This window comes from Georgenia wangjunii, assembly GCF_036421975.1.
In the GTDB taxonomy this organism is placed as follows: domain Bacteria; phylum Actinomycetota; class Actinomycetes; order Actinomycetales; family Actinomycetaceae; genus Georgenia_A; species Georgenia_A wangjunii.
In genome coordinates this window covers 220444-236429 of the sequence record NZ_JAZGON010000003.1, presented here as the reverse complement: position 1 = coordinate 236429, position 15986 = coordinate 220444, and the positions used below count along the sequence as shown (strand labels likewise).

The following is a 15986-nucleotide window of genomic DNA, read 5'->3' as shown; positions in this document are numbered from 1 at the left end:
TCGATGGTTGGGCGGGCGCGCACGACCCACCCGTCGAGCTCGAGGCGGTTCAGGTGCTCGGCGACGGTTCGGCGAGAGAGGCCAGTGTCGTGCGCGAGCGTGGTCAGCGACGGTGAGAACTGCGAGGGCACCCGGAGGTCGTCTCCGTCGGCCCGCTGGGCGAGGACAAAGGCGATCAGCCGGGCCGGCGCTGGCAGGCCTGACGCCCGCACCGCGCGCTCGAAGTCGAACCGTCGCATCGGCTCAGGCGGTCCGCGGCTCGGCGGCGGCGACCTGCTCCGCGACCCAATGATCGACGTCCTCGCGGCGGTAACGCACGAGTTTCTCACCGAGGCGGAAGCTCTTGGGGCCGGTGCCCTTATGCCGCCAGTACCGGAGGGTCTCGGCGGGAATGCCGAGGTGCTCCGCCACCTCGGCGGTGGTCATGAAGTCCACGGGTTGCCTCCTGTCGGCTACTTACACCGCTGTGATTCAGCGTTGACCCAACTGAACCACTCGGGGTGCACCGTTGTCAACGGTGCACCTGTGTGGGAGTGTTGGGGCCATGCGAGTGACGGTGAAGGGCCGGACGATGACGGAGGTAGCGCCAGGGCTGGTGATGCCCCTGCCGGCCACTGCCGCGTTCTCCGACGTCGAGCTCGACGGAAACCCCTACGCGGTCGAGCTTCAGCTCGAGCAGACGGCCGAAGGAGTGCGGCCGGTCACCGTGAAGGTGACCGCCCAGGAGGGCAGCCCGCCGGTGAGCGGGACCGTCCTGCGGGCCGTGCGGGTGTGGGACCTCGCCGTCGAGGCGATCCTCCGCGCGGTGCGCCCCAGCGAGGTCGAGTCGACCGGCGGTGGCGTGCGCGTGACGCGGATCGCGTCGAGCGCGGCACTATCGGACGAGGACGTCGCGCGCCTGCGAGCGCAGGGCCCAACCGACGAGACCCTCCGGTGGGTCGCGTACTTCTACAACCTCGGCGCGGTGATCGGGCTCCCGCCGGCGCGGCAGGTCGAGCTCAACCTCGGGCTCCCACGGACGACGGCGTCGAAGTGGGTACGGCGGGCACGGGAGAAAGGGCTGATCCGTGGCGAGCATCCAGCGGCGCGATAACGGATCTTGGCGCGCGCGGTACCGCGACGCGGCGGGGAAGGAGCACGCCCGGCACTTCACCCGGAAGGTCGACGCCCAGGCGTGGCTCGACTCGGTCACAGCCTCCGTCGTCCGCGGCGACTACGTCGACCCAGGCCGCTCCCGCGTCACTGTTGCGGTGGTCGCCGAGGCGTGGCTCGGGAACCCTCGATGGACGGCGTCGACCCGGGCGCGCAACGAGTCGATACTCGCCCGCCACGTCCTCCCCCGGTGGGGGACGGTGCGCCTTGCTGACGTCGCGCACGAGGACGTCCAGGCCTGGGTGAGCGACGTCAGCGCGTCAGGGCTCGCCGGCGGCACCGTCCGGAAGGTCGCCGGAGTGCTCGCCGGGGTCTTGAGCCTCGCGGTCAAGTCTCGGCGGCTCGCCGTCAACCCTGCCCGCGACGTCGAGCTGCCGAGGCAGAGCCTCACCCGGCGGCGCTACCTCACGGCTGGGCAGGTCGAGCGACTCGCGGACGCGGCCGGCGGGAGCGGCGACGTAGTCCTCGTGCTCGCCTACTGCGGGCTCCGGATCGGAGAGCTCGCGGCCCTGCGGATCCGACACGTCGACATGCTGCGCCGGCGGTTCCGCGTCGAGGAGTCCGTGACCGAGGTCGACGGGCGGCTCGAGTGGTCCGCCCCGAAGGACCACCAGCGCCGCTCGGTGCCCTTCCCCGCCTTCCTCGCCGACACGCTCGCCGTCCGGATGGTCGGGCGGGACCGGGACGACCTCGTGTTCCCCGCGCCCCAGGGCGGCGCGCTGCGCGTTCGGAACATGCGCCGGGGATGGTTCGACGCCGCGGCCGTCGAGGCGGACGTCGAGGGCCTCACGCCGCACGAGCTACGCCACACGGCGGCGTCCCTCGCGGTGTCCGCCGGGGCGTCGGTCCTCTCAGTGCAGCGGATGCTCGGTCACGACAAGCCCAGCACGACGCTGGACGTCTACAGCGACCTCTTCGACGACGACCTCGACGCCGTCGCGGACAAGCTGACGGGCGTGCGGGACCGCGCTCTTGCGGACTATCTGCGGACCGCAGCCGACGAGGACGCCGGCGGGGTCGTGGCTATAGGTGGTTGACCTGCGGTAACGCTCGTGCCCTCGGGCAGATTCGAACTGCCGACACCCGCTTTAGGAGAGCGGTGCTCTATCCCCTGAGCTACGAGGGCTGGGACCGGGCAAGCCTAACGGAGCGACGCCGCCGCTCGGGGCGGGGCCGGGGCCGCGCCACCCGAGCGCGGCCCCGCGCCCCGGTCGTCTGCAGCGGATCGGCCCGGCATCATGGCCGGGTGGATATCCGCGCCGCTGCCGAGCTGGACTGGGGCCTGCCCCCGATCGACCCTGCCCAGGTGGGGGTCGGGGCGCTCGTCGTCGTCGGCGCGTACATCCTCGGGCGCGTCCTCGAGGTGGCGCTGCGTGCCTACTGGCGCTGGCGCGGCCGCAGCCCCAGCTTCGCGACGGTCTTCGCGATGCTCGCCAAGTGGCTCCTCGTCATCATCGGCGCCGGAGCAGGCCTGACCATCGCGTTCCCCAGCGTCCGCCCGGTCGACGTCCTCGGCGGCCTCGGGGTCGTCTCGATCGCCGCCGGCATCGCGTTCCAGCAGGTGCTCGGCAACCTCTTCGCCGGCGTCATCCTCCTCGTGCGTGAGCCCTTCCGCGGCGGGGACCAGGTGGCGATCGCGGACGTGCGCGGCACCGTGCTGAGCATCAACCTCCGCGAGACGCTCGTGCGGACCTTCGACGGGCGGCGCGTCGTCATCCCCAACTCCGTGGTCCACGACGGGGTCATCACCGTCCAGACGGGGTACGAGCAGGTCCGCACGTCCGTCGTCGTCGGGGTCGCGTACGACGCCGACCTCGAGCTCGCGCGCGACGTCGCCCTCGCGGCGATGGACGACCTGCCGGCCGTCGCCGCCGACCCGGCGCCGGAAGCGCTCGTCGTCGAGCTCGGTCCGTCGACGGTCAACCTCGAGCTGCGGTTCTGGTCCGGCGCCCGGCAGCTCGAGACGCTCGCGGCGCGCTCCCAGGTCATCACGGCGGTCGTCGCCGCGTACACCGAGCACGGCATCGCCATGCCGGCGGACATCCGGGTGATCGAGCCGTCGCCCGCCCTGGAGCGGACGCTCACCCGCCTGCGCCCGGACGACGCCCCTGCGGGCTGAGCGCGACGGCCCCGGGTCCGGGGCGGGGGCAGGCAGCGGGCGATGGCAGGCAGCGGGCGCTGTCCGCCGAGGCGAGCGACCCGCTCAGGCCGCACCGGCGCGCAGCGCCGTCATCGGCTCCACCTTGGCCGCCCGCACGGCGGGGTAGGTCCCGGCGAGCAGGCCGATGACCCCGCCGAGGAGGACCGATCCCCCGATCGCCCCGAGCCCGAGGATCGGCGTCCAGTCCTTCGTGAGGGAGACGAGGACGACGACGAGCACGCCCACCGCCGCCCCGACGAGCCCGCCGAGCAGCCCGACCACCGCCGACTCCGTGAGGAACTGCTGCGCCACGTCCCGCGTCGTCGCCCCCAGCGCGCGGCGCAGGCCGATCTCGCCGACGCGCTCCCGCACGGACAGCAGCGTGACGTTCGCGATCCCGAGGCCACCGACGAGCAGGGCGACGCCGCCGAGGGCGAGGAAGATGGCGTTGATGTCCGCCTGGATCTCGCCGCGCACGGCCGACGGCGGGGGCGGCACCTGGACGTCGACCGCCTCGGGCGCGGTCGGGTCGAGCGCCAGCGGTGCCTGCTCGCCGACCACCGGTCCCGCGCCTACCGCGATGGTCACCTGGGCCTCCTCGAGCCCCGCCAGCGCGAAGTCGTGCCGCGCGGTCCCCACGGGCACGACGACGGCGTCGAGCAGGTCCGAGCGGCGCGCGACGCCGTCGATCACCCCGATGACCGTGTACGGGGTCCCGCCGAGGAAGATCGACGGCTGCCGGTCCACCCGGGAGACGCCGAGCCGTGTCGCGGCCCGTGAGCCGAGGACGACCACCCGGTCCGCGCGGGCGTCGTGGCCGGCGTCGAACCACCGGCCCGTCGCGACGGTCCCGCGGACCGCGGCGAGGAGCCCCGGCGTCGCGGCGAGGACGGGCGGGGACGCGAGCGCCGGCGCGGAGGGATCGTTGACGGGCACCGCCGTCACCGTCGCGCTGCCGATGTCGACGTGGCTCAGCCCCCCGACCTGCTCGACGCCCGCCAGGCGCATGAGCCGGTCCTCGACGTCCCAGGGGATGCGCCCGGTCGCACGCCGGGCAGCGTCCGCACCGGTCGTCGCGGTGGCCGGCTCGATGACCACCTGCGTCGCGGCGACGGCGTCGAACTGCCGCGCCACCTGACCCGCGGCGGTCTGCGCGAGCCCCACCGTGACGACGAGCGAGCCGATGCCGAGCACCGTGCCGAGGATCGTCAGCAGCAACCGGCCGGGGCGCGCGCCGATCCCGTGCGCGGCCTCCGCGAGCAGGTCGCGCAACCGGAAGCGGTCACCGGCGGCCCCGCGCGGCACGACGAGCGCCGGCCGCCTGCGCGCGCGGCCGAGACCGGGCACCGGCAGGCCGAGCGGGAGCCGGTCCCCCGACCAGCCCCGTAGGCGCGCCATCAGGCAACCTCGCGCAGGACGCCGTCGGCGATCTGCACGCGCCTGCCCGCCCGCGCCGACACGCTCGCGTCGTGCGTGATGACGACGAGCGTGAGCCCGTCGGCGTGCAGCTCGTCGAAGAGGTCGAGCACCGATCCCGCGGTGGTGGAGTCGAGGTTGCCGGTCGGCTCGTCGGCGAGGAGCACGTGCGGGGAGGCGACGACGGCGCGCGCCACGGCCACGCGCTGCCGCTCCCCACCCGAGAGGGTCGGCGGGACGAACGCCAGCCGGTGCCCCATGCCCACCCGCTCCAGCGCCGCGAGCGCGCGGTCACGGCGCTCCGCGCGCGGCACTCCGCTGTAGAGCGCGGCGAGGAGGACGTTGTCGAGCACGCTGCGGTGGGGCAGGAGGTGGAAGGACTGGAAGACGAACCCGATCCGCCCGCCGCGCAGCGTGGCACGGTCCCCCTCGGGCAGGTCGCGGGTGGCGAGACCGTCGAGGAGGTAGTCCCCGGCGGTCGGCCGGTCGAGCAGCCCGAGGATGTGGAGCAGCGTCGACTTCCCGGACCCGGAGGGGCCGACGACGGAGACGTAGTCGCCCCGGTCGACGACGAGGTCGATGCTCCGCAGCGCCTCGACCGGCGGGTCGCCGGGGAACGAGCGGGTGAGGCCGCGGACGTCGATGACCGGCGGGACCGGCTCGCCTCCCGGAGCCGGGTCGGGCCCGGCGAGGGGATCGCGCCGGGGCCCGTGCCCACCTACCGTCGCGGCGGCCGGATCACGGACGAGCTCCTTGAGGTCGAAGATCTCGGCGACCCCGCCCCTCCCCGCGTCCCCCTCGGCCGCGAGGGTGCGTCCCGGACCGGCACCGCGCGCGGGGCGCCGGGCCAGCAGCCGCCTCACTCGTCCTCCGCGGTGTCGTCCGTCTCCGGCTCGGCGCCGTCGGCCTGCCCGACGACGACGCGGTCCTCCTCCGTCAGCTCCTCGCCGACGGCGGTCACCTCGACGAAGCCCTCGGCGGCGAGGCCGGTGGCGACCTCGACGAGGCGGGTGCCCTCACCGTCGACCACCTCGACGCGGGACTCCCCGCCCGGACCGGCGGTGAGCGCGGCGAGCGGCACGGCGAGCACCTCGCCGTCGGTGGCGCTGACGGGGACGACGACCCGCACGTTCGACCCCTGGATGGCCGCGCGCTGCTCCTCGGTGAGGTCGCCCGGGGTGATGATGACCGCTGTGCGCCCGGCGTCGGACGCGGCGTCCCCCGTGCCCGGGTCCTCCCCGCCGACCTGCGTGACCGTGGCGCCGACCTCGGTGTCGTCCGGGAGGCTGAGCGTGGCGGACGTGCCGACCTCGAGCAGAGACGCGTCGGTGTCGGAGATGTTCGCGCGGATCTGGAGCTCGGCCCCGGAGACGCTCATCGCCGATGTCCCCGACAGGACGGAGCCGCGGTCGACGGCGACGAGGTCGACCCGGCGGGGCATCGAGCTGAGGTAGACGACCTCGCTCGCCGGCAGCGGTGTGATGGCCCCGGCCTGGGCGCTCGTCAGGTCCTCCCGCGCCCGGGCGAGCGCCTCCTGCGCCGCGCTCACGGCGGCACGCTGGGTCGAGGTGTCCGGCGGGGTGTCGGCGCCGTCGCGCTCGGCGACGGCCGTCGCGAGGGCTCCCTCGGCCGCCGTGACGTCCGACGGGCGGCACACGGCGGGCTCCGCCGCGCACGCGGCCCGTGCTTCGTCCAGCTGCGCGGCCGCCGTCCTCACGGCGGCCTGCAGCCGGACGCGCTCCGCGTGGGGGACCTCGCTGTGGGCGGCGCGGAGGTCGGCGTCGGCGAGGCGCAGGGAGTCCTCGGCCGCGTCGAGCATCTCGCGGGCGGCCTGGACCTGGGCCTCGACCTCCTCGCCGGGCCCAGGGGCGGGGTAGCCGACCCGGTCGTAGAGGAGCGCGACGGCGGCGGCGGTCGCGGCGCCGTAGACGCCGTCGGCCTCGCCCGCGTAGAGGTCGGCGGCGGCGAGCGCCTCCTGGAGCTGGACGACGTCGGGCCCGGAGACGCCTCCGCGCAGCGTCCGGTAGACGGGCAGCTCGCCCGTCAGGGCGATGACCGGGCGGCCGGTGACCTCGAGGAGGACGGACGCCGGTTCGATCGTCGCGCCGACCTCGGGCACGCCACCGGTGACGATGGCCGGCCCGCCCAGGTCGCCGGTCTCGACGACGACCTCGACCGGGTCCTCGTAGACGACGTCGCCGCGCATGACGATGTCGTTCGCCAGCTCGCGGCGCTCGACGGGCACGGTGATGGCACCGGGCACGGGCGGGGCGGCACGGGCGGCCGCCTCGCCGGGCGAGACGATGAGGTTGCTCGCGACGATGCCGATCCCCAGGCTGACGACGGCGACGAGGGCCATGATCCAGATCGTCCGGGCGGAGCCGGACATCCGGGCACGGCGGCCACCGTGGGCGACGGAGCCGGCCGGGGCCGGCCCCTCCTCGGGCACGCGTCCGCGGTCGGAGAGGTCCGTCCCGTCAGCCACGGCGGGTCACGAGCGCCCGGCGGTGACGGCCTCGACCCACGCCTCTAGCTCGTCGCGGTGGGTGTCGACGAACTCCTGCTGGAGCTCGTGGCTCACCTTCATGAGGGTCGCCTCGTAGTCGACCGAGTCCCGGCAGTCCCAGTCGGCGACGGCGGTGCGGATCTCCTCCTCGGTGATCGCGGCGAGCCGCTCCTCGATCTTCGCCTCGATCGCGAGGTAGTCGTCCTCGGTGAGGTCTCCGCCGTCCTCGCCGTACGCCTCCTCGTACACCGCGTTGGACTCGTCGATGATGCGCATCTGGGCGTCGTCGGCCGTCGCGATCCCGGTGAAGCCCTCACCCGCCATGCACTCGGCCCACGCGGCGTCGGCCTCCGCCACCCGCGGGTCCTCGGCCGTGCGCTCCCAGAGGGAGTTCATCTCCTGCTCGAGGGAGACGATGGCGGGATCGCTCGTGCCGACGTCCTGCACCTCGTGCTGGGCGCGCCCCTGGCAGCCGTTCTGCTCCCAGTCGTACTCGACCTCCCCCTCCATCTCCTCCTCGGAGAACACCTGGTCGCCGTAGAGCGCGACGTAGAACGCCTCCTGCTCGCTCGCGGACATGGCCTCGACGTACTTGGCGTTGGGATCGACGAACTCCTCCTCGGGCGCGACCTCGTCGACGTCGTCACCCCAGGGGTTGGTGGTGATGCCGTAGCCGAACTGCTCGGCGAACTCGCGCGACCCCCAGTCGACGTCGAGGTCGTCGGAGGACATGGACATGCCCTGCGACTGGTCCACGGGGATGTACTCGAAGCCCTCCTCGGCCATGCACGCGGCGACGGCCTCCTCGACGTCCTGCATCTCGCGGGTCATCTGGTCCTCGTCGAACTCGCCGTAGGCCTGCTCGACGTACTCGTCGAGCGGCCCGAGCTCGATGCTCTCGCCGCCCTGTGCGCCCGCCTCGGCGGAGCCGCAGCCAGCGAGCACGAGGGCGAGGCAGGCGGAGAGGGCGAGGACCGGCGCGCAGCGAGCGCCGACGGTGCGTCGTGTCATGACTACTGCTCTCCTTCTGACCTGCGTCACTGCAGGCCCGAGCAAGCCTCGGTCAAGGGCGGGGGGATCGCTTACTACAGTTCACATCTTCACGCACCCCGAGGCGCTAATCAATGCGCCGCGACTAGACGATAGTCGCGGAATCACGCGCCTCCTGACCGGTCCTCGCGCTCAGCGCGCGAGGAGGACCCGGGACTCCCACGGGGCCAGGGCGACCCGCTCACCCGAGGCCGGGGCGCCGTCGTCGTGCGTGCCGAGGAGCAGCTCCCCGCCGAGGAGCGACGCGCACCCGGCGAGCTCCGCCGTCGCCGGCTCGCTCGAGAGGTTGGCGACGACGAGGAGAGTCGTGCCCTCCAGCGACCGGGTGTACGCGAACACCTGCTCGTCGGCCGGCACGAGCATGGTGAAGTCGCCGTGGACGACGACGTCTCGGGTGTGCCGCAGCGCGATGAGGCGCCGGTAGTGGTGGAACACTGAGCCCTCGTCCGCCACTGCCGCCTCGGCGTTGATCTCGGGGTAGCTCGGGTTGAGCGCGAGCCACGGCTCCCCGGACGTGAACCCGGCGTTCGCGCCCGAGTCCCACTGCATGGGGGTGCGGGCGTTGTCCCGCGAGACGGGGCGGATCCCGGCGAGCACGTCGGTGGGTTCGGCACCGGCCTCGACGGCGTGGCGGTAGTGGTTGAGGGTCTCGATGTCGCGGTAGTCCGCGATGCTCCCGAGCTCGACGTTCGTCATCCCCAGCTCTTCGCCCTGGTACACGTACGGGGTCCCGCGCAGCATGTGCAGGACGGTCCCGAGGGTCTTCGCCGAGGGCACCCGGTGCACGTAGGAGTCGTCACCGAAGCGGGAGACGACCCGCGGCTGGTCGTGGTTGTTCCAGTAGAGGGAGTTCCAGCCGACGTCCGCGAGGCCCTCCTGCCACGCGCCGAGGTTGGCCTTGAGGTCGGTGAGCCGCAGCGGGCGCGAGTCCCACTTGCCCCCCGGGCCGTGGTCCAGGCCCATGTGCTCGAAGGTGAAGACCATGTCCACCTCCTTGCGCGCCGGGTCGGTGAACTGCCGCGCCTCGTCGATCGTCACCCCCGGCATCTCACCGACGGTGAGGAGCGCCTTGTCCGCGAGCGCCTCGGCGTGCATCTCGGCGAGGAGCTCGTGGATGCGCGGGCCGCCCGTGTAGTGCGGCGAGCCGTCCCCGAACCGGCTGCCGGCCGTGACGACGCCGTCGGGGAGCGAGCCGTCCGCGGCGACGTCCTTGGAGATGAGGTTGATGACGTCCATCCGGAAGCCGTCGACGCCCCGGTCCACCCACCAGCGCATCATCGCGTAGACGGCGCGGCGGACGTCGGGGTTCTCCCAGTTGAGGTCGGGCTGCTTGCGGGAGAAGAGGTGGAGGTAGTACTCCCCGGTGGCCTCGTCCCACTCCCACGTGGAGCCGGAGAAGAACGACTCCCAGTTCGTCGGCTCGGCGCCGGGGGTCCCGCCCTCGTGGCCCTCGCGCGGCGGACGCCACCAGTACCAGTCGCGCTTGGGGCTGTCCTTGCTCGCGCGGGACTGCGCGAACCACGCGTGCTCGTCGGAGGTGTGGTTGACGACGAGGTCCATGACGAGCTTCATGCCGCGCGCGTGGACGGCAGCGATGAGGTCGTCGACGTCCTCGAGGGTGCCGAACGTCGGGTCGATGTCCTCGTAGTCGCTGATGTCGTACCCGTTGTCGTCCTGCGGGGAGCGGTAGATCGGCGAGAGCCAGATGACGTCGGCGCCGAGCGCCGCGATGTGGTCGAGCCGCTCGATGATGCCGCGCAGGTCCCCGATCCCGTCGCCGTCGGAGTCCGCGAACGAGCGCGGGTAGACCTGGTAGACGACGGCCGACTTCCACCAGTCCGCCGTGCGCACCGGCACGGGGTGCGCCTCGGCCGGCGGCGCCGGGTGCGGCCGGTCCGGGCCGGGGACGGGGCTGGGCTCACTTGTCACAGGGCACCTCGGACGGACGACGGCGGGGGCGCCACCACCGTGCCACGCGGCCCTGCGGCCCGCGATCGGGAGGTGCCGGGCCGGAGCGCTGCACGTGCGACCTGGCTCACGTCTTGACAGGCGCGGGCCGTGCCTGCCACCTTTATCGAATCGATTCGACGATGAACCGGAACTCAACTTGGAGGTTGCGATGCGAACGTCACGAGCACGCTGGGGCACGTCCGTGCTGGCGGTGACAGTCCTCGGGCTGTCCGCCTGCAGCTCGGCCGAAGAAGGCGGGGAGAGCGGCGGCGGAGACGGCGGCGACGGTGGGTCCGGCACGATCACGGTCTGGGCCCACCAGGGCCAGCAGTCCGAGGTCGACGCCCTGCAGGAGGCGATCGACGGCTTCAACGACTCCCAGGACGACGTCCAGGCCGAGCTCCAGTTCATCCCGGAGGCGGACTACACGAGCACGGTGACGACGACGGCGCCGGCCGACCTGCCGGACGTCCTCGAGTACGACGGCCCGATGATGGCCTCCCTCATCTACGCCCAGAAGCTCGCCCCGGTGGGCGACCTCGTCTCGGCGGAGACCCTCGAGAACCAGACGGACTCCGTCCTCGCGCAGAACACCAACCCCGACGACGGGGAGATCTACGGCATCTCGCAGTTCGACGCCTCGCTCGGGATCTACGCCAACACCGACATGCTCGACGCCGCGGGCGTCACCTACCCCGAGGGCCTCGACGACGCCTGGACGGCGGACGAGTTCGAGGCAGCCCTCGAGGCGCTCGCCGCCACGGACGACGACGGCCGGGTCCTCGACATCAAGGAGAACTACGGCGCCGAGTGGCCCACGTACGGCTTCCTGCCGGTCGTGTGGTCCGCCGGTGAGCACATCATCGAGGACAACACGGCGGACGGGCACATCAACAGCGACGCCGCCGTCGCCGCCGTCGAGCGGTTCGCGGGCTGGCGCGACTACATCGACCCCAACACCGACGACGCCGCGTTCGTCGACGGCCGTGTCGCCCTCAGCTGGGTGGGTCACTGGATGTACAACCCGTACTCCGAGGCGCTCGGGGACTCCCTCGCCGTCCTCCCGCTGCCCGACTTCGGCCAGGGCGCCAAGAGCGGCCAGGGCTCGTGGGGCTGGGGCATCAACCCCGAGAGCGACAACCCCGAGGGCGCCGGCGCGTTCCTCGACTACCTCGCCACGGACGACGCCGTCGCGGCGATGACCGACGCCAACGCCGCCCCTCCGGGCACGACCACGGTCCTCGAGCAGAGCGAGCTCTACGGCGCGGACGGCCCGCTGGCCCTCTTCGCCGAGTCCCTCGCCCGCACGTGCGGGGACGGCGACCTCTCGCCCGACTGCGTCGCGGTCCCGCGTCCGATCACCCCGGCGTACCCGGTCATCAGCCAGCAGTTCTCCGAGGCGTTCTTCGGCGCCTACGAGGGCGGCGACGCCCGCGAGCTCCTCGACAGCGCGGCGCGCACGATCGACCTCGACTTCCAGGACAACGAGAACTACGGGCTCGACTGAGCCACGCCCCGGGCGGGGTCGGGTTCCACGCAGCCCGGCCCCGCCACCCGGCGGGCCTGCGCGCCCTCCACCCCGGCGGGCACACCCGTCACCCGGCGGGCCCCTCACAGCCCGCCACACCCGGCCTGCCGCCCGGCCCGCCGGTACGTCGTCCCTCGCGGAAGGAGACACGGTGAGCACACAGACTCCCGTCGTCCCGACGAAGCCTGATACCCGGGCCCGCAAGACCGGTGGCCTGCGGCGAGACAGCCGCGCGGGCTGGATGATGATCGCTCCGGCGGCGATCGGGCTCGTGCTCTTCGTCGTCGTCCCGTTCGTCATGGCGGGCTGGCTGTCCATGCACAACGTGCGGCTCGACTCCCCGAACCCGCCGAGCTGGTTCGGCCTCGAGCAGTACCGCCGGATCCTCATCGATCCGGACTTCCGCGGGACGTTCTACCGCGGGCTGCTCAACAACATGGTCTTCGCCGCTGTCGTCGTGCCGGTGCAGACCACGCTCGCCCTCGTCCTCGCGCTCCTGCTCAACCGGCCCCTGCGCGGGATGGGATTCTTCCGCACCTTCTTCTTCATGCCGGTCGTCTTCCCGATGGCGCTCGTCGCGGTGATCTGGAAGGTCATCTACGCGCGCAGCGAGCTCGGCATGCTCAACGCGTTCATCGACACGATCTCCTTCGGCACGCTCGGCCCCTTCGACTGGCTGGGGAACCCGGCCACGGCGCTCCTCGCCATCATCATCATGTCGATCTGGCAGGGCGCCGGCCTCCAGATGGTCATCCTCCTGGCGGGCCTCCAGGGCATCCCGGCCGATCTCTACGAGGCCGCCTCGCTGGACAAGGCGAACCGGTGGCAGCAGTTCCGCCACGTCACGCTGCCGGGCCTGCGCAACACCCTCATCTTCGTCGTCATGGTGACGACCATCCTGTCGTTCCGGCTCTTCGACCAGGTCTACATCATGACCCAGGGCGGTCCGCAGAACGCGACGACGACGGTCATGTACCAGGCGGTCACGAGCGCGTTCGACGCCAACAACGTGGGCCGCGCCTCCGCGATCACCGTCCTCTTCTTCATCATCGTGCTCACCATCACGCTGGTGCAGCGTCGCGTCCTGCGTGAGGAGCGTGAGATCTCATGAGCTCGACCGTCAAGGCCACCCCGGCCCGCCCTCGCGCCACCCGGGCCACCGCGAAGAGCGGCACCGCCGGCGGGTTCTCGCTGCGCAACGCCATCACCTACGGGGCGATGGCCCTCCTCGCGCTCCTCTTCGTCGCCCCGATCGCCTACATGGTCATCGGCAGCTTCAAGCCGTCGAACGAGGTCATCGACGGCCTCGGCGGGTTCGTGCCGAGCAACGTCTCCCTCGACAACTACACCGGCATGCTCGGGCGCTTCGACACGGCGGCCACCGGCTACTTCGGCGACTTCTACGTCACGTCGCTGTTCGTCACCGCCGTCGTCGTCCTCGGCGGGCTGCTCGTCAACTCGATGGCCGCCTACGCGCTCGCCCGGCTCCGGTGGGGCGGGCGGGACTGGGTGCTCCTCGCCGTCGTCGCGCTGACGATCCTGCCGTTCGAGGCGATCGCCGTCCCGCTGTTCTACTTCCTCAACGACCACCGGAACACGTACTACGTCCAGTTCCTGCCGTTCGTCGCGAGCGCCTTCTCGATCTACCTCTTCTACTCGTTCTTCGTCGGGCTGCCGAAGGAGCTCGAGGAGGCGGCCCGGATCGACGGCGCGGGACCGTTCCGCACGTTCTTCCAGATCATCGTCCCGATGTCGAAGCCTGTGTTCGCCACCGTGACGATCCTCAGCTTCCTCACGACGTGGGGCTCGTTCCTGTGGCCGGTCATGATGATCGACCAGCCGCAGCGCCGGCCCCTGCCGCTCGCCATCGCCGTCTTCCAGGGCCAGCCGCCCTACGACTGGGGCCAGATCTTCGCGTTCGGCGTCCTCATGGTGCTGCCCGTGCTCGTCGTCTTCCTCATCTTCCAGCGCTGGTTCGTCCAGAGCCTCGCCTCGTCCGGGCTCAAGGGCTGAGCGCCGCGGCCGGCGCCGGCCGGGCGCCCCCCGCCCGGCCGGCTGGCCCGCCACGCCCCCGACAACCGCACCCACCCGACCGACGCCGTCGGCGCGCGCCATGCCCGACCTCGACGCCGACTCACCCGGACGCACGCCGTCCCTCAGTACGGAGACGAACCCCGATGACACTCGCCCTGGCCGACCGCTGGATCTGGGACTTCTGGTTCGCGCAGGACGGCGACGCCGTCCACGTGTTCTACCTGCAGGCTCCCCGCTCCCTCGGTGACCCCGACCTCCGCCACCACCGCGCGACCGTCGGCCACGCCGTCTCGACGGACCTGCGCACGTGGGAGGTCCTGCCCGACGCGCTCGGCCCCGGCGAGCCCGGCGACTTCGACGACCTCGCGACGTGGACGGGCAGCGTCATCAGGGCCGACGGCGCGTGGCAGATGTTCTACACGGGCGTCTCCCGCGCCGAGGACGGGAGCGTCCAGCGCATCGGACGGGCCAGCTCCCCGGACCTCGTCACGTGGACGAAGCACGGGCAGGTCCTCACGACGGACCCGCGCTGGTACGAGACGCTCCACGACGGCGTGCGCGAGGAGGCGTGGCGGGACCCGTGGGTCTGGTGGGACGAGCCGACGGCGCGGTTCCACATGCTGCTGACCGCCCGGGCCAAGGAGGGGGCGGCGCTCGACGGGCGCGGCGTCGTCGGGCACGCGACCTCGCCGGACCTCGACGCGTGGGAGGCCGGTCCCCCGGTGAGCGAGCCGGGCGAGTTCTACCACCTCGAGGTGCCGCAGCTCGTCCACCTCGGCGGGCGCTGGCGCATCCTCTTCTGCGCGACGGCGGACGACCACAGCACCGCCCGCCTCTCCCGCTCGGGCACGCGCGCCGAGGGGGGCACGCACGTCCTCTCCGCGGACCACCAGCTCGGCCCGTACGCGCTCGACGGCGACGACTTCCTCGTCGGTGACCCGCTCGCGCGGCACTACGCGGGACGCCTCCTCCACCACCGCGGGGAGTGGCACTTCTTCGCGTGGGAGAACCTCGACGACGACGGCACGTTCCTCGGCCGCCTCACCGACCCCATGCCGGTCCACGTCGGGCCCGGCGGCGAGCTGCGGGTGGACGTTTCACCGGCGCAGCGTCAGCGGCGATAATCGACGGGCGCCGGGTCGACCGGCACCGACGACGGGCGGGGAGAGCGTGCCGCACAGACCGCGGATCAAGGACGTCGCCGAGCGTGCCGGCGTAGCCCCGTCGACCGTCTCGGTGGTCCTCAACGACGTGACGAGCGTGCGCGTCACGGACGCCACCCGCGAGCGCGTGCAGCGTGCGGCCGCCGAGCTGGGGTACGTCCCGAACGGGCTGGCACGCGGCCTGCGGACGCGCCGCTCCCGGACCGTCGCGTTCATCAGCGACGTCATCGCCACGACGCCCTACGCCGGCCAGCTCATCCAGGGCGCCCAGGACACCGCGTGGAAGGCCGGCTACCTCCTCATGCTCGTCAACACGGGCGGGGACGCCGAGCTCGAGCAGCACGCCATCCGGGCCCTGCGCCAGCAGCAGGCCGGCGGGGTGCTCTACGCGACGATGTACCACCGCCTCATCGAGCTGCCGGCGCTCCTCGAGAGCGTGCCCGTCGTGCTTCTCGACGCGGCTCCCGCGTCCGGCCAGCGCCCGCACGTCGTGCCCGACGAGGAGGCCGGGGCGCGCACGGCGGTCGTCGAGCTCGCCGAGCACGGGCACCGGCGCATCGGGTTCGTCCTCGACGTCGGCGACAGCCCGGCCGCCCGCGGGCGGCTCCGTGGGTACCACGCGGCGCTCGAGGAGTACGGGGTGCACCCGGACCCGAGCTGGGTGGTCCGGGGCGCCTCCGACTCCGACGGCGGGGAGGCCGCCGCGAGCCGGCTCCTCGACCGGGCCGACCGGCCGACGGCGATCTTCGCCTTCAACGACCAGATGGCGATCGGGGTGTACCACGCGGCCGCCGCACGAGGCCTGCGCATCCCGGAGGACCTGTCGGTGGTGGGGTTCGACGACCTCTACGTCCTCGCCCGCGAGATGCGCCCGGGCCTGACGACGGTGGCGCTGCCGCACTACGCCATGGGTGAGCTCGCGACCCAGACCCTCCTCGGGCTCGTCGAGCACCCGCTCGAGCCCGCACCCGGCGGGCAGCTCGTCCCCTGCCCCATCGTCCGTCGCGGCTCAGTGGGGCCGCTCCCCCGCTGACGTGCCCCCGGCCC

Annotated in this window: 14 protein-coding genes, 1 tRNA gene and 1 pseudogene; 8 read left to right on the top strand and 8 right to left on the bottom strand. The window is 72.8% G+C overall.

Annotated features, from left to right (window positions below; translation table 11 throughout):
• Positions 1-35: 35 nt before the first annotated feature.
• Positions 36-239 (bottom strand): annotated as a pseudogene (locus V2J63_RS15780) (helix-turn-helix domain-containing protein); the annotation flags it as partial.
• 4 nt (positions 240-243) lie between these two features.
• Positions 244-426, bottom strand: a complete 183-nt coding sequence (locus V2J63_RS07150) for a helix-turn-helix transcriptional regulator (protein ID WP_331230484.1) — start codon at positions 424-426, stop codon at positions 244-246.
• Between the two features lie 172 nt (positions 427-598).
• On the opposite strand from V2J63_RS07150, the gene V2J63_RS07145 reads away from it, so the two are divergent.
• Both V2J63_RS07145 and V2J63_RS07140 read left to right on the top strand, forming a co-directional pair.
• A complete protein-coding gene (locus tag V2J63_RS07145) occupies positions 599-1093 on the top strand; it encodes a hypothetical protein (protein WP_331230325.1) in 495 nt (164 codons plus the stop codon).
• Positions 1068-2189 carry a tyrosine-type recombinase/integrase gene (locus V2J63_RS07140; protein ID WP_331230324.1) on the top strand — a complete coding sequence of 374 codons (1122 nt, stop codon included), beginning with the start codon at positions 1068-1070 and terminating at the stop codon, positions 2187-2189. The genes V2J63_RS07145 and V2J63_RS07140 overlap by 26 nt, the downstream gene beginning before the upstream one ends.
• A gap of 16 nt (positions 2190-2205) precedes the next feature.
• Here V2J63_RS07140 and V2J63_RS07135 read toward each other — a convergent pair.
• Positions 2206-2278 (bottom strand) — tRNA-Arg (locus V2J63_RS07135).
• 120 nt (positions 2279-2398) lie between these two features.
• Here V2J63_RS07135 and V2J63_RS07130 point away from each other — a divergent pair.
• Positions 2399-3271: a mechanosensitive ion channel family protein gene (locus V2J63_RS07130; RefSeq protein WP_331230323.1), complete on the top strand. Its 873-nt coding sequence runs from the start codon at positions 2399-2401 to the stop codon at positions 3269-3271.
• Between the two features lie 84 nt (positions 3272-3355).
• On the opposite strand, the gene V2J63_RS07125 is transcribed toward V2J63_RS07130, so the two are convergent.
• From V2J63_RS07125 to V2J63_RS07105, 5 genes are all read right to left on the bottom strand, one after another.
• Entirely contained in the window at positions 3356-4690 is a 1335-nt protein-coding gene (locus tag V2J63_RS07125) for an ABC transporter permease (RefSeq protein WP_331230322.1), read from the bottom strand.
• Positions 4690-5352 (bottom strand): ABC transporter ATP-binding protein, encoded by a 663-nt coding sequence (locus V2J63_RS07120; protein ID WP_331230483.1) that lies wholly within the window; start codon positions 5350-5352, stop codon positions 4690-4692. Before V2J63_RS07120 ends, V2J63_RS07125 begins: the two co-directional genes overlap by 1 nt.
• 215 nt (positions 5353-5567) lie before the next feature.
• Positions 5568-7193 (bottom strand): peptidoglycan-binding protein, encoded by a 1626-nt coding sequence (locus tag V2J63_RS07115; RefSeq protein ID WP_331230321.1) that lies wholly within the window; start codon positions 7191-7193, stop codon positions 5568-5570.
• 6 nt (positions 7194-7199) lie between these two features.
• Positions 7200-8225: a hypothetical protein gene (locus V2J63_RS07110; protein WP_331230320.1), complete on the bottom strand. Its 1026-nt coding sequence runs from the start codon at positions 8223-8225 to the stop codon at positions 7200-7202.
• A gap of 171 nt (positions 8226-8396) precedes the next feature.
• Positions 8397-10121 carry a glycoside hydrolase family 13 protein gene (locus tag V2J63_RS07105; protein ID WP_331230482.1) on the bottom strand — a complete coding sequence of 575 codons (1725 nt, stop codon included), beginning with the start codon at positions 10119-10121 and terminating at the stop codon, positions 8397-8399.
• A 262-nt stretch (positions 10122-10383) separates the two neighbouring features.
• Between V2J63_RS07105 and V2J63_RS07100 the strand changes: the two genes are divergently transcribed.
• From V2J63_RS07100 to V2J63_RS07080, 5 genes are all read left to right on the top strand, one after another.
• Positions 10384-11721, top strand: coding sequence for a sugar ABC transporter substrate-binding protein (locus V2J63_RS07100; protein ID WP_331230319.1), 1338 nt, complete (start codon positions 10384-10386; stop codon positions 11719-11721).
• A gap of 172 nt (positions 11722-11893) precedes the next feature.
• The gene (locus V2J63_RS07095; RefSeq protein ID WP_331230318.1) at positions 11894-12853 is read left to right on the top strand and encodes a carbohydrate ABC transporter permease; all 960 of its coding nucleotides are present in this window, start codon (positions 11894-11896) and stop codon (positions 12851-12853) included.
• Complete coding sequence (locus V2J63_RS07090) at positions 12850-13755, top strand: carbohydrate ABC transporter permease (protein WP_331230317.1); 906 nt, start codon at positions 12850-12852, stop codon at positions 13753-13755. The genes V2J63_RS07095 and V2J63_RS07090 overlap by 4 nt, the downstream gene beginning before the upstream one ends.
• A gap of 164 nt (positions 13756-13919) precedes the next feature.
• Positions 13920-14900 (top strand): glycoside hydrolase family protein, encoded by a 981-nt coding sequence (locus V2J63_RS07085; RefSeq protein ID WP_331230316.1) that lies wholly within the window; start codon positions 13920-13922, stop codon positions 14898-14900.
• A 46-nt stretch (positions 14901-14946) separates the two neighbouring features.
• Complete coding sequence (locus tag V2J63_RS07080) at positions 14947-15972, top strand: LacI family DNA-binding transcriptional regulator (RefSeq protein WP_331230315.1); 1026 nt, start codon at positions 14947-14949, stop codon at positions 15970-15972.
• Positions 15973-15986: the final 14 nt, after the last annotated feature.

What these genes read in the sequence shown, in the direction of transcription:
- V2J63_RS07150 (WP_331230484.1), bottom strand. Translation starts at nt 426, where the DNA reads ATGACCACCGCCGAGGTGGCGGAGCACCTCGGCATTCCCGCCGAGACC.
- V2J63_RS07145 (WP_331230325.1), top strand. Translation starts at nt 599, where the DNA reads ATGCCCCTGCCGGCCACTGCCGCGTTCTCCGACGTCGAGCTCGACGGA.
- V2J63_RS07125 (WP_331230322.1), bottom strand. Translation starts at nt 4,690, where the DNA reads ATGGCGCGCCTACGGGGCTGGTCGGGGGACCGGCTCCCGCTCGGCCTG.
- V2J63_RS07110 (WP_331230320.1), bottom strand. Translation starts at nt 8,225, where the DNA reads ATGACACGACGCACCGTCGGCGCTCGCTGCGCGCCGGTCCTCGCCCTC.
- V2J63_RS07100 (WP_331230319.1), top strand. Translation starts at nt 10,384, where the DNA reads ATGCGAACGTCACGAGCACGCTGGGGCACGTCCGTGCTGGCGGTGACA.
- V2J63_RS07090 (WP_331230317.1), top strand. Translation starts at nt 12,850, where the DNA reads ATGAGCTCGACCGTCAAGGCCACCCCGGCCCGCCCTCGCGCCACCCGG.
- V2J63_RS07085 (WP_331230316.1), top strand. Translation starts at nt 13,920, where the DNA reads ATGACACTCGCCCTGGCCGACCGCTGGATCTGGGACTTCTGGTTCGCG.